Annotated in this window: 10 protein-coding genes and 1 pseudogene; 4 read left to right on the plus strand and 7 right to left on the minus strand. The window is 70.9% G+C overall.

All coding sequences use genetic code 11. The features are described from left to right. The 3 genes and pseudogenes from M7D61_RS06715 to M7D61_RS06725 all read right to left on the minus strand — a co-directional run. A pseudogene (locus tag M7D61_RS06715) lies at window positions 1-320 on the minus strand (hypothetical protein); the annotation flags it as partial. Window positions 321-389: 69 nt separating this feature from the next. Further along, on the minus strand, window positions 390-1,544 hold the full coding sequence (gene ispG, locus M7D61_RS06720) for a flavodoxin-dependent (E)-4-hydroxy-3-methylbut-2-enyl-diphosphate synthase (protein ID WP_298228831.1): 1,155 nt from the start codon (window positions 1,542-1,544) through the stop codon (window positions 390-392). Window positions 1,545-1,639: 95 nt separating this feature from the next. Further along, on the minus strand, window positions 1,640-2,941 hold the full coding sequence (locus tag M7D61_RS06725) for a M50 family metallopeptidase (RefSeq protein WP_298228833.1): 1,302 nt from the start codon (window positions 2,939-2,941) through the stop codon (window positions 1,640-1,642). Between the two features lie 37 nt (window positions 2,942-2,978). On the opposite strand from M7D61_RS06725, the gene M7D61_RS06730 reads away from it, so the two are divergent. Continuing rightward, entirely contained in the window at window positions 2,979-3,932 is a 954-nt protein-coding gene (locus M7D61_RS06730) for a thioredoxin domain-containing protein (RefSeq protein ID WP_298228835.1), read from the plus strand. Here the strand turns inward: M7D61_RS06730 and dxr are convergent. Then, complete coding sequence (gene dxr, locus M7D61_RS06735) at window positions 3,919-5,004, minus strand: 1-deoxy-D-xylulose-5-phosphate reductoisomerase (RefSeq protein ID WP_298228836.1); 1,086 nt, start codon at window positions 5,002-5,004, stop codon at window positions 3,919-3,921. The two genes, M7D61_RS06730 and dxr, sit on opposite strands and share 14 nt — an antisense overlap. Window positions 5,005-5,013: 9 nt before the next feature. Next, entirely contained in the window at window positions 5,014-6,051 is a 1,038-nt protein-coding gene (locus M7D61_RS06740) for an FKBP-type peptidyl-prolyl cis-trans isomerase (RefSeq protein ID WP_298228838.1), read from the minus strand. Window positions 6,052-6,131: 80 nt separating this feature from the next. Here M7D61_RS06740 and M7D61_RS06745 point away from each other — a divergent pair, with 80 nt between their 5' ends. After that, the gene (locus tag M7D61_RS06745) at window positions 6,132-6,893 is read left to right on the plus strand and encodes a lysophospholipid acyltransferase family protein (protein ID WP_298228840.1); all 762 of its coding nucleotides are present in this window, start codon (window positions 6,132-6,134) and stop codon (window positions 6,891-6,893) included. Window positions 6,894-6,896: 3 nt separating this feature from the next. Here the strand turns inward: M7D61_RS06745 and M7D61_RS06750 are convergent, their stop codons facing one another. After that, window positions 6,897-7,367, minus strand: coding sequence for an OsmC family protein (locus M7D61_RS06750; RefSeq protein WP_298228842.1), 471 nt, complete (start codon window positions 7,365-7,367; stop codon window positions 6,897-6,899). 24 nt (window positions 7,368-7,391) lie between these two features. Between M7D61_RS06750 and gabT the strand changes: the two genes are divergently transcribed. Continuing rightward, on the plus strand, window positions 7,392-8,756 hold the full coding sequence (gabT, locus tag M7D61_RS06755) for a 4-aminobutyrate--2-oxoglutarate transaminase (protein ID WP_298228843.1): 1,365 nt from the start codon (window positions 7,392-7,394) through the stop codon (window positions 8,754-8,756). 246 nt (window positions 8,757-9,002) lie between these two features. Continuing rightward, on the plus strand, window positions 9,003-10,118 hold the full coding sequence (gene ald, locus M7D61_RS06760; RefSeq protein WP_298228846.1) for an alanine dehydrogenase: 1,116 nt from the start codon (window positions 9,003-9,005) through the stop codon (window positions 10,116-10,118). 15 nt (window positions 10,119-10,133) lie between these two features. Here ald and M7D61_RS06765 read toward each other — a convergent pair. Then, window positions 10,134-12,563, minus strand: a 2,430-nt coding sequence (locus tag M7D61_RS06765) for an FtsK/SpoIIIE domain-containing protein (protein WP_298228848.1), incomplete at its 5' end; no start/stop codon positions are given.

Here is a 12,563-nt window from a genome sequence, read left to right on the forward strand (position 1 = left end):
GAGCGCCACACGAAGTAGAACAGCGACAGCGTGATGAGCAGCACGATGACGCTGCGCATCCGCGGCAGCCACGACACCTCGGGCAGGCTGAACGCCACGATCGCGGCGACGAAGTCGACTGCGGCGACGACGGCGAGCAGAACCATGACCGCGGCGAACGCGCGCCGCACCCGCCCGCTCTCGACCGCCTCCTCGTCGCCGCGATGCCGCGCCTGCCGACCCGCCCCGACGACGTCGAGGAACTTGAGCAGCGGCTCCACCGGCTCGAGGACGCGGTCGGCCAGATCGAGGACGCGCGCAACGGCGTCGAGAGCGCTCATCGATCCACCGGGTGGCGAGCCGGTGCTCCGCCATGCGCCGGGATACCGCGGAACGCCGACACTCGGGCCTCAGTGCCCGACGGTGACGACAGGCTCGCCGAGCGCACCATCGGCACCCATCTCGTCGGCGAGGCGGTTCGCCTCAGCGATGAGGGTCGCGACGATCTCACTCTCGGGCACGGTCTTGACGACCTCGCCACGCACGAAGATCTGCCCCTTGCCGTTGCCGGATGCCACGCCGAGATCGGCCTCGCGCGCCTCGCCGGGGCCGTTGACGACGCATCCCATCACGGCGACGCGCAGCGGCACGCTCATGCCCTGCAGTCCTTCGGTGACGCTGTTGGCGAGCGTGTAGACGTCGACCTGAGCGCGCCCGCAGGACGGGCATGACACGATCTCGAGCTTGCGCTCGCGCAGGTTGAGGGACTGCAGGATCTGCAGGCCGACCTTGACCTCCTCGACCGGCGGGGCCGAGAGCGAGACGCGGATGGTGTCGCCGATGCCCTCGGCGAGCAGGATGCCGAACGCCGTCGCGCTCTTGATCGTGCCCTGGAACGCGGGGCCGGCCTCGGTGACGCCGAGGTGCAGCGGCCAGTCGCCGCGCTCGGCGAGCAAGCGGTATGCCTTGACCATGACGACGGGGTCGTTGTGCTTGACCGAGATCTTGAAATCGTGGAAGTCGTGCTCCTCGAAGAGCGAGGCCTCCCACACCGCCGACTCGACGAGCGCCTCCGGAGTGGCCTTGCCGTACTTCTGCAGCAGGCTCGGCTCAAGCGATCCGGCGTTGACGCCGATGCGGAGGCTCACTCCGGCCGCCTTCGCACGGCGGGCGATCTCGCCGACCTGGCCGTCGAACTTGCGGATGTTGCCCGGGTTCACGCGCACGGCCGCACACCCCGCGTCGATAGCGGCGAAGACGTAGGCGGGCTGGAAGTGGATATCGGCGATGACCGGGATCTGGCTCTTCGCCGCGATGATGGGCAGCGCCTCGGCGTCGTCGCGGCTGGGCACCGCGACACGCACGATGTCGCAGCCGGCGGCGGTGAGCTCGGCGATCTGCTGCAGCGTCGCGTTGATGTTCGTCGTCGGTGTCGTCGTCATGGATTGCACGCTGACGGGGGCATCCCCGCCGACGAGCACCTTGCCGACCTTGATCTGGCGGGATGCCCGGCGCGGCGCGAGCACTTCAGGCGCCTTGGGCATGCCGAGGTTGATTGCGGGCACGGTGTCAATCCTAGGTTTCAAAGGCGTTCAGCGAGCCGCCGCGATTCGTGGCATGGCATGCGCAGGAACCACGAAATGAGGCGCCTCCTCGGGTGTTAGCCGGCCGTCACCGGCTTGACGAGATCGGCGTACGCCAACAGCAGCTCCATCGCGATGAGCACGGTGACCACGACCGCGGTGAGCGGCATGAGCTTCGCCATATCGACCGGCTTCGCCTTCGCTCCGCGGCGGAACACCGCGAAGAATCCGCGCTTCACCCATTCCCAGAGCGCGCCGAGCACGTGGCCGCCGTCGAGCGGCAGCAGCGGGATGAGGTTGAAGACGAAGAGCGACAGGTTGAGGGTCGCGAGGATGTTGAGCAGCCACGACAGCCGGTCGAGGACCGGCAGCGCGGTGTTCGCCGCCGTGTCGCCGGCAAAGCGCCCGACGCCGATGAGGCCGACAGGCCCATTGGGGTCGCGCGGCGCGCTCGAGAACGCCGCGTTCCACACCTGAACCATGCGGCTCGGCAGGTCGAGCACGACACCGGTGATCTGCTGCAGTGCGCGGCCGGTCATCGGCAGCACGGTCACGGGGCTCTGGCGCACGTACATCTCGCCGGGGCTGATGCCGATGACGCCGGCTTCGATGGTGGTGAGGTGGCCGGATGCATCGGCGACCTGCTTCTGCGAGAGCTCCGGCGTGACGGTCAACGGGATGTTCTGGCCGGCGCGGTCGACGGTGACCGACAGGGCCTTTCCGGGCGCGCCCTGGATGAGGGTCGAGAGCTGATCCCACGACGTGATCGGCGCGCCGTCCACCGAGACGATGCGGTCGCCGGCCCGCAGCCCCGCCACGGCCGCGGGGGCGGCCGGATCGCCCGACGAGCATGTCGCCGAAGTCGACGCGGATGCCGGCTTGAGGCACTCGGCGACCGAGGCCAAGGTCGTCGACGCGCTCGGCACCCCGATGCCCACGCCGATGACGAAGATGAGGACGACGGCGATGAGCAGGTTCGCGACCGGGCCGCCGAGCATGATGATGATGCGCTGCCACGGCGCCTTCGAGGAGAAGGTGCGCCCCTCCTCCCCGGGCTGCACGGTCTCGGCGCTCGACTGCCTGGCGCTGTCGACGAGGCGCTGCACCCAGGTGCGCTTCCCGCTCCGGCCCGCCGGCGCGGGGGGGAACATGCCGGTCATCGCGATGTAGCCGCCGAGAGGGATCCACTTGAAACCCCACTCGGTCTCGCCCTTCTTGCGCGACCAGATGGTGCGCCCGAAGCCGACGAAGTACTGCGTGACCTTGACGCCGAAGAGCTTCGCGAAGCTCAGATGGCCGAGCTCGTGCAATCCGATCGAGACGGCGAGGCCGACGACGATGACGACGACGCCGAGGAGGAAGAGCAGGGCGGATTCCACAGCTTGAGGCTAATGACCGTCCCCTAGGCTTTTCTGCATGTCCAACGCCGCCCGCCCGAGCAAGGCCGACCGTCAGAGCGCGGCGCGCGAAAAGGCGCGCATCATGCGCGAGGTGGAGCAGAAGAAACGGCGCCGCAACCGCTTCATCGTGCAGGGCTCGGTGGGCCTGGCGATCCTCATCGTCGCAGCGATCGTCGTCGTCATCGTGGTGCAGGTCACCAAGCCCGTTCCACCCGCGAACACCGCAGGCCCGGCGAACATGATCAGCGACGGCATCGTGCTCACCGGCACGACGAAGAACGTCACGACGGGCGCCATCGCGAACGGCGGCGTCGACACGCCGACCGACCAGGCGACGCTCAAGGCGAAGGTCCACATCACGATCTACGAGGACCTGCAGTGCCCGATCTGCAACGACTTCGAGAGCGGGGGCGATCCGGCCAGCGGGCAGATCGACACCGGCAACGACACGCAGCTCGCCGCCTGGCTCGACGCCGGCCTCGTCGACGTGGAGATCCACCCGATCTCGTTCCTCGACTCCTCGTCCAACGGCAACAAGTATTCGACCCGCGCCGCGAACGCGATGGCGTGCGTCGCGAACTACGCCCCGGCCGATTTCTTCGCTGTGAACAAAGCGCTGTACCAGAACCAGCCGGCGGAGAACGGCAGCGGAAAGACCGACGACCAGATCATCTCCGTGGTGCAAGGCGTCGGCGCGACCGACACGACGATCGCCGACTGCATCAGGAACCAGACCTACGTCGGCTGGGTCTCGGCGGCGACCGCCCGCGTGATGGGACCCGACGCGAACACCAATCCGGCCAGCCCGCTCCCGAACACGACCCCGTCCATCGCCAAGATCACCGGGACGCCGACGGTCATCGTCAACGGCAAGCAGTACGCGCCGGCGTCGTCCGTGACAACGGGCTGGGCCAATGCGGCCGCGTTCAAGTCCTTCGTGGAGTCGACCGCGGGCGTCACACTCCCGTAGCGATAACCCGTTCCGCGGCCTCGCGCGCCCAGCGCTCCGCCTCGGCGAGCGACTCGCGGGTGAGCACGCCCGCAGGCTCGTGCGCGTCGACGACGGCCTCGACGGTGGCGAGGATCCGCAGGAATCCGATGCGGCCCGCGTGGAAGGCGTGCACCGCCTCCTCGTTCGCCGCGTTGAACACCGCCGGATAGGTCGACCCCGCCTCACCCGCCCGCTTGGCGAGCGCGACCGACGGGAACGCCTCGGAATCGAGCGGCTCGAAGGTCCACTCGCGCGCCGTCGCCCAGTCGATGGGCGCGCCGGCGCCGGGCACGCGATGCGGCCAGTCGAGGCCGAGCGAGATCGGCAGGCGCATGTCGGGCGGCGACGCCTGCGCGATCGTCGAGCCGTCGACGAACTCGACCATCGAGTGCACGTACGACTGCGGGTGCACGACGACATCGATGCGGTCGTACGGGATGCCGAAGAGCAGGTGCGCCTCGATGACCTCGAGGCCCTTGTTGACGAGCGTCGCCGAGTTCGTCGTCACCATGAGGCCCATGTCCCAGGTGGGGTGGGCGAGGGCCTCGCGGGGGGTCACGTCGGTGAGCGATTCGCGGGAGCGCCCGCGGAACGGTCCACCGGACGCCGTGAGGACGAGCCGTCGCACCTCGTCGGGGGTGCCGGCGAGGAGCGCCTGGGCGAGGGCGGAGTGCTCGGAATCCACCGGCACGATCTGGCCGGGCGCGGCGCGCGCGGTGACGAGCGCGCCACCGACGATGAGGCTCTCCTTGTTGGCGAGCGCGAGGGTGCGGCCGGTCTCCAGCGCGGCCAGTGTCGGGCCGAGCCCGACCGAGCCGGTGATGCCGTTGAGGACGACGTCCGCCTCGACCTCGCGCACGAGATCCTCGGCCGCCTGCGCACCGAGCGCGATGCGGGAGACGCCGAACTCGGCGGCCTGCGTCGCGAGGCCAGCAGCATCCGATCCCGCCGTCAGAGCGACGACCTCGAAGCGGTCGCGGTTCGCGCGGATGACGTCGAGCGCCTGGGTGCCGATCGAGCCGGTCGACCCGAGGATGACTACGCGTCGCACGGTGCCACGCTACTGGGCGGCGGTCGCCGCGGTCTTCTCGATCTCGATGAAGAACACGAGGTCATCGGTTCCGGCGATTCCGGCCGTCGAGTTGCCGGCCGAGCCGTAGCCGTCCGACGGCGGGATGACGACGACGATCTGCGAGCCGACGGTGCGGCCGACGAGCGCCTTGGAGAAGCCCGGGACGACCTGCGTGACCGCGAAGGCGCTGGTGTCGGGCGAGCGGGTGTAGCTCTGGTCGAAGACCTTGCCGGACTTCCAGATGACGCCCTGATACTTCACCGTGACGGTGTCGGCCGATCCGACGATGGCGCCGGTGCCCTTCTTGAGCACCTCGACCTCGGTCTGCGTCGGCGCTGCGACACCGGTCGGCACGGCGATAGTGGGCTTGCCGTTCGAGGCGAGCTTCACCGTGGGGAATCCGGCGGCAGGCCCGTCGACAGCCGCGACCGGCAGGATGCTCACGATCTTGCCCACCCACACGATCGAGTCGGTGGCGCTCTTGAGGCCGTAGTGCGTCACGTCGGCCCCGGCGCCGAAGGAGGCCGCCGCCGAGCTCGTGACGAGGGCACGGTCGCCCACGGCGCCGCAGGCGAACAGCGCGTCGAGACCGGGCAGCAGCGCCCTCGTGCCGACGGGTAGGAGAGGCGAAACATTCGGCGAGTCCCAGCCCTCGGTGACGATCGCCTTGCCCGTGCTGTTGTAGAGGGCGAAGTCGACCTGGACGGTGTCGCCGGCGGCGACCTTGGCGCCGGTGCCGTGGTCGAGGACGGTCCGCTGGAGCGCGCCGGCCGTGAAACGGCTCGGCACGGTCACGGTCGGTGCCTTGACCGAGTCCGCCGCGACCCTGACCGAGTCGGAGACGGCGCCCGATGCCGTCGTCGTGCACGCAGGAGCGGCCGCGGCGGTCGATGCAGCAGCGGTCGTCGCCGGCGCGGCGCTGGCGGGAGCGGAACCGGGCGAGCTCGAGCAGCCCGCGAGCAGCAGGGCTGCTGCCGCGGCCGCGGCGACGGCGGACAGGGCGACGGGGCGAGGAAGACGCGGCACAGTCCCTCAAGCTACCGGACCAACCTTTCCCGCTCCTGCCATTCCCCCCTCGGCATGGTTCCGGCACTACCCTCGGGAGGGTGCCAGACGACGAGATCGCGCAGACCGACGACGGCCTCTATCTCTTCGGCAGAGCCGTCGTCGCCCCGATCGCCCGCCTGATCTGGCGGCCCCGCGTCCTCGGCAAGAAGAACGTGCCGAAGAAGGGCCCGCTCATCCTGGCGAGCAACCACCTCTCGTTCATCGACTCGATCGCGATCCCGATGCTGGCTCCTCGCCGGGTCCAGTTCCTCGCCAAGTCCTCCTACTTCACGGGCAAGGGCTTCAGCGGATGGTTCCAGCGCGCCTTCTTCTCCGCGGCGGGCGCGGTGCCGCTCGACCGTGCGGCGGGGCAGGCGGCGCAGGGCGCGCTTGAGCAATCCCGCCGCATCATCGAGTCGGGCACGGCGCTCGCGCTCTACCCCGAGGGCACGCGCTCACGCGACGGCCGGCTCTACAAGGGCAGGACCGGCGTGGCGTGGCTGGCGCTCGCGACCGGGGCGCCGGTGGTGCCGGTCGGCCTCAAGGGCACCAACGAGATGCTGCCGGTCGACGCGAAGTTCCCGCGCTTCACGCGCATCACCGTCGAGTTCGGCGCCCCTCTCGACCTCTCGCACTACGGGGATGCCGGCTCGGGGCGGGCGCGCCGCGAGGCCACTGACGAGATCATGGCCGCCATCCAGAAGCTCAGCGGCCAGGAGGAGGCCGGCCTCTACAACGAGGCGCCGCCCGCGACGACGCGCGAGCGCATCCGCCGCGCGATCAAGCACCGTGGCAAGCCGGAGCTGCCCTTCGACGAATAGCCCTCAGCGGGCGACGGCCACGGGTTCCGTCCGCACCGGGAAGTTCACGCTCGACGCGATGAAGCACTTCTCGTGCGCCTCGTGGTGGATCGCGATCGCGGTCTCGATCATCGCGGCATCCGCCACGACCACCCGGGGCCTCAGCACCGCCTCGGTGAAGCGCCCGCCGCCGTTCTCATCCAGTGCCATCGTGCCCAGAGCGTCGTCGGTATAGCCGACCACGCGCACCCCGCGCAGCACCGCGACGTGGAGATAGCTCAGCAGGTGGCACTGCGCGAGCGCGGCGAGCAGCATCTCCTCCGGATTCCACCTCGACGCCGCCCCGAAGAACGCCGGATCCGCCGAACCAAGGATGTCGTCCTTGCCGACCGCGCGCACCGTGTGGTCGCGGCCGTAGGCGCGGTAGGCGCTCGTCCCGGTGCCGCGGTCGCCCGTCCACTCGAGGGAGACCTGGTAACGATGGGAGAGGTTCATACGGCCAATCTAAACTTGGGCGTCATGACCGACATGCTCGCCGAGACCGCTGCCCCCGCATCACCGTTCACGTTCACCGTCGCACAGGAGCGCCGCATCGTCACCGAGATTCCCGGGCCGAAATCGCGCGAACTCCACCAGCGCAAGCTCGCCGCGGTCGCGAACGGCGTCTCGACGGCGCTGCCGGTCTACCTCTCGCACGCCAACGGCGCGATTCTCGTCGACGTCGACGGCAACCAGTTCCTCGACTTCGGTGCGGGCATCGGCGTCACGACGATCGGCCACACCGAGGCGGCGGTGGTCGAGGCGGCCGAGAAGCAGCTCGGTCTGCTCACCCACGGCATGTTCACCATCACTCCCTACGAGAGCTATCTGCGCGTCGCCGAGTTGCTCGCCGCACACACCCCCGGAGACTTCGCAAAGAAGACGGTGCTCATCAACTCGGGCGCCGAGGCCGTCGAGAACGCGGTGAAGATCGCCCGCAAGCACACCGGCCGGAGGGCCGTCGCGGTGCTCGACCACTCGTACCACGGCCGCACGAACCTCACGATGGCGATGACGTACAAGGCGAACCCCTACTCGTTCGGATTCGGCCCGTTCGCGCCCGACGTCTACAGCGTGCCGGGCTCGTACCCGTTCCGTGACGGCCTCACGGGGGCCGAGGCCGCGACGCGCACCATCGAGGTCCTGGAGAAGCACGTCGGGGCCGCCGACCTCGCCGCCCTCGTCGTCGAGCCCATCCAGGGCGAAGGCGGCTTCATGGTGCCGGCGGACGGCTACCTGAGCGCCCTCGTCGACTGGTGCACGGCGAACGGCGTCGTCTTCGTCGCCGACGAGATCCAGAGCGGGATGGCCCGCACCGGCGCGTACTACGCCAGCGAGCACTTCGGCATCGTCCCCGACATCGTGCTCTCGGCGAAGGGCATCGCGGGAGGCCTGCCGCTCGCAGCCGTCACCGGGCGGGCCGAGATCATGGACGCCGCCCATGCCGGAGGCCTCGGCGGCACCTTCGGAGGCAACCCGGTGGCGTGCGCCGCGGCGATCGCGGTCTTCGACGAGATCGAGACCAAGGGATTGCTCGGCGAGGCCCGGCGCATCGAGGCGGCCTTCCGTCCGCTGCTCGAGGCGTTGGCCGCGAAGCATCCCGTGATCGGGGAGGTGCGCGGCATCGGTGCCATGCAGGCGATCGAGCTCGTCCACCCCGGCACGACGACCCCCTACCCGGAGGCGGTGTCCGCGATCATCGCGTACGCCGCTCAACAGGGTCTGCTGCTGCTCAGCGCAGGCACCTTCGGCAATGTGCTGCGCTTCCTGCCCTCGCTCGCCGTCACCGACGCCCACCTCGCTGAGGCGACGGCGATCATCGACGAGGCCCTCGCCGCGTTGTAGCCACCCCTGCGTTCCGGTCGCGAGCGGCCAGGAGTGCCGGAACGGCCACCCTTCCTTCCTGCGCTTCTGGCGATTCGCGGGCAGCGGAGGGGAGACGGAGGATTTGGCGGAGACGACCGATTCCGCGGTCAAATCCGTCTATTGGAGCGGAATCGGTTGCACTCGGGAGTTTTTGCGGTCGATTTCCTCATCGGAACCGGCTAGCCTTGTGATACCCCCTTCCCCGGCCCTTCATCGAGGAGAACTATGCGCATCGCCATCCCGGCCGAGATCAAGGACAACGAGTTCCGGGTCGCCATCACGCCGTCGGGCGTGCACGCCCTCGTCGCCGCGGGTCACGCCGTCGTCGTGGAGCAGGGAGCGGGCCTCGGCTCGTCGATCGCGGATGCCGAATACGCCGCGGCAGGCGCAACGATCGAGGCCGATGCCGCGGCAGTGTGGAGTGGCGCCGAGCTCGTCCTCAAGGTCAAGGAGCCGATCGCGACGGAGTACGGGTACTTCCGCGACGACCTGGCGATCTTCACCTATCTCCACCTCGCGGCCGACCGCCCGCTCACCGAGGCGCTCGTCGCCTCGGGAGTCACGGCGATCGCCTACGAGACGGTGCAGCTTCCGAACCGGACCCTGCCGCTGCTCGCCCCGATGAGCGAGGTCGCGGGCCGTCTCGCCCCCATCGTGGGCGCCGCGACGATGATGAAGCCTGCCGGCGGCCCCGGCCTGCTCATCCCCGGCGTCCCGGGCACCCGCCCGGCCGACGTCGTCATCATCGGGGCCGGAGTAGCCGGCTCCAACGCCATCGTCACCGCCGTCGGCCTCGGCGCCCGGGTGACCGTTCTCGACACCAACATCGACCGGCTCCGCCAGCTCGACGACCTCTACCGGGGCCGCATCATGACGATCGTCTCGAACCCGTTGGAGATCGAGAAGGCCGTGCTGGGTGCCGACCTCGTCATCGGCTCGGTGCTCATCCCCGGCGCGAAGGCGCCGAAGCTCGTCACCAACGCCCATGTCGCGCGGATGCGGCCCGGCAGCGTGCTCGTGGACATCGCGGTGGACCAGGGCGGCTGCTTCGAGGACACCCACCCGACGACGCATACCGACCCGACGTTCCCGGTGCACGGTTCGATCTTCTACTGCGTCGCGAACATGCCGGGGGCAGTCGCTCAGACCTCGACCTACGCGCTGACCAATGCGACGCTGCGCTACATCCTCGCGATCGCCGACAACGGCTGGAAGGCCGCGCTCGCCGCCGACGAAGCGCTGGCGAAGGGCCTCAACGTGCACGCCGGCGAGATCGTCAGCGCTCCCGTCGCCGAAGCGCACGGTCTCGCGGCCGGATCGCTCGCCGCGGCGCTCGCGTAGCACCCGGCCGTCTCGTCAGCGCGCCGACATCGCGGGAAGGGCTCCCCGCACCACCGCGCCGCCGGGAAGCGCGACCCAGCAGCGGCCCGTGCCGGCCAGCGGCGGCAGCGCGACCCTCGAGCGGAGCACTTGGCGCACGTCAGCCGCCTCACAGCCGAGGAAGACGACAGGATGCCGCTGCCGGAGCGCCTGCAGCGGAACCAGGTGCCGCAGCCAGGCGTCCGGATCGCCGATCGCGACCGCGTGGGCCGCGAGAGCGGACGGTGCGTCGCCGTCGCCGCCGCCGAGATCGACGACCTCGCGGGCGCCGAGCGTCTCCGCGGCGGCGCGGGCCCGGGCGCCGGAGCGCGCGACGATGACAAGACCGCCCGAGGCGGTCACCGGCTCGGCGCGCGCAGGCCGCGGCACCTCCTGGTCGGCCGCCGGAGCCGCGAACTGGACGCGCCGGGAACGCCAGACACCGCCGCCCGGCGGCATCCGCTCGTCGAAAGTCTCCGGCGCCCCGCCCGCGAAGACGTGCTCCTGACGACTCGGCAGGCGCAGCAGCACGGTCTCGCGCGCGAGCGCCAGGGTCGAGCGCAGCGCCGCGGGGATCCGCTGCGCCGCGACGACCGCGTGCACGCCGGCACCGGTGCCGTCGCGCAGCACCCGGCCGAGCCGGTCCGTCCAGACGAGCTGCTGCTCGTCGGTCAGGCGCCCGAGAACGGCGTCGACGTCGTCGACGAGGAGAAGCAGCGGCTGCCCCGGCTCGTCGCAGCGCCGGACGGCGGTTTCGAGCGCGTCCCAGGCGCGCTCCGGGTCGCCGTCAGCGTAGAGCGCCTCGCCCGGATGCCGTTCGGCGATCGCACGCAGCAGCGAGGTCTTGCCGGAGCGCTGCCCGCCGAGCACGAGCAGCGGCATGGTGTCGCGATCGAGCACGACGAGATCGCGGCGCTGCTCGTCGGGCGCGTCGAGGAGGCCGACCGCGGCCGGGTCGGTCAGCTCCGCCGCATCAAGAACCGCGGGCAGCGGGTCGAGCCACGGCCGCCACACCTCGGCATCGCCGGCGAGCGCCGCGATGTCAGCGGCGGCGGCGCGGGCGATCTGCACCTCGCGCAGCTCCTCGCCGAGGCGGATGACGGCGCGACCGCGGCGGTCGGCGGGCAGGGCCGCGGCGGCGTCCGCCCCGATCACCCAGCGGCTGTCGGCGGCGGAGTGCACGCGCAGGCTGAGCCGAAGCGCACAGTTGGCGGCGAGCGCGTCACGCACGACTCCGGCCGGGCGCTGCGTGGCGAGCACGAGATGGATGCCGAGCGCGCGGCCGCGCGCCGCGATGTCGGTGAAGAGCGGGCCGAGCGCCTCGTGCGCCTCGAGGAGGGCCGCGAACTCGTCGACCACGACGACGAGCCGCGGCAGGACGCCAGGGATGTCCGCGATGTCTCGGGCGACGTGCTCGGCGAGGATGCACTCGCGGCGGCGCACCTCGGCGGAGAGGCTGCGCAGGGCCCGATCGGCCTCGGGCCCGGCGAGGTCGGTGATGAGCCCGACGACGTGCGGCAGCGCGGCGAGCGGCCGAAAGGCAGTGCCACCCTTGAAGTCGACGAGAAGGATGTTGACCTCGGCGGGAGCGCGGGATGCGACCATGCCGAGCACCCACGAGATGAGGAGCTCGCTCTTGCCGCTTCCCGTGGCGCCGGCGACGATCGCGTGCGGACCGTGCTCGACGAGGTCGACCGCGACGGGTCCCGACGCATCGGCTGCGAAGGTCGCGGCGAGCGTCGACCCCAGGGCCGGAGCAAGGTCGGCCCAGGCGAGCTCCACAGGGATCGTCCGGGCCGTCCCGCCCGTGCGGCGCTCCAGCCGCTGCGCGAACTCGACGGCGGCGGTACGACTCACGAGTTCGGGGGCGAAGCGGTCGCCATCCGGTCGTTCGCCCCGGCCGACGAGCACCACCGCCTTGTCGATGTCGTGCACCTCGACGACCGTTGCGAAACCGGGCGGGACGTCCTCGCCGGAGCGGAACACCGCGATCCCGGCGCTTCCCGCGCCGGCGCCGACCACGAGTTCGGGCCCGGTGCCCCGGGTGTGCGGCAGCAGCTCGAGCCAGTCCCATTCAGGATCGCTGCCGCGCATCGTGAGATCGCCCGGTGCGAGCTGGGCGGCGAGCTGCACGACGAGGGCGCGGGCGAGCGCCGTCGCAAGCAGCGCCGGGCCGCATACCGCGACGCCGAGTGTCGCGTCGACGGCCAGCGGCGCGTCCTCGAGGACGCCCGCGACGCGCTGCAGATCGGCTTCGGCGGCATCGGCCGCCTCGCCCGGCACGACAGCGGCGCTGGCGACGGCGCCGAGACCGAGCCGGACGGTTCGCGTACCCTGCCAGAGGTCGGGACGTTCGGCGGCCGCCAGGGCGGCGGCGGCGCCCGCCGCGGCGGCGACTCGCTCGGCCCGCTCGGCGCCGTGAACCTC

Source organism: Gryllotalpicola sp. (assembly GCF_027352875.1).
Classification (GTDB): Bacteria; Actinomycetota; Actinomycetes; order Actinomycetales; family Microbacteriaceae; genus Gryllotalpicola.

Bases quoted from the DNA above. Each gene is read 5' to 3' on its own strand.
- M7D61_RS06730 (WP_298228835.1), top strand. From the start codon at position 2,979: ATGTCCAACGCCGCCCGCCCGAGCAAGGCCGACCGTCAGAGCGCGGCG.
- M7D61_RS06750 (WP_298228842.1), bottom strand. From the start codon at position 7,367: ATGAACCTCTCCCATCGTTACCAGGTCTCCCTCGAGTGGACGGGCGAC.
- gabT (WP_298228843.1), top strand. From the start codon at position 7,392: ATGACCGACATGCTCGCCGAGACCGCTGCCCCCGCATCACCGTTCACG.
- ald (WP_298228846.1), top strand. From the start codon at position 9,003: ATGCGCATCGCCATCCCGGCCGAGATCAAGGACAACGAGTTCCGGGTC.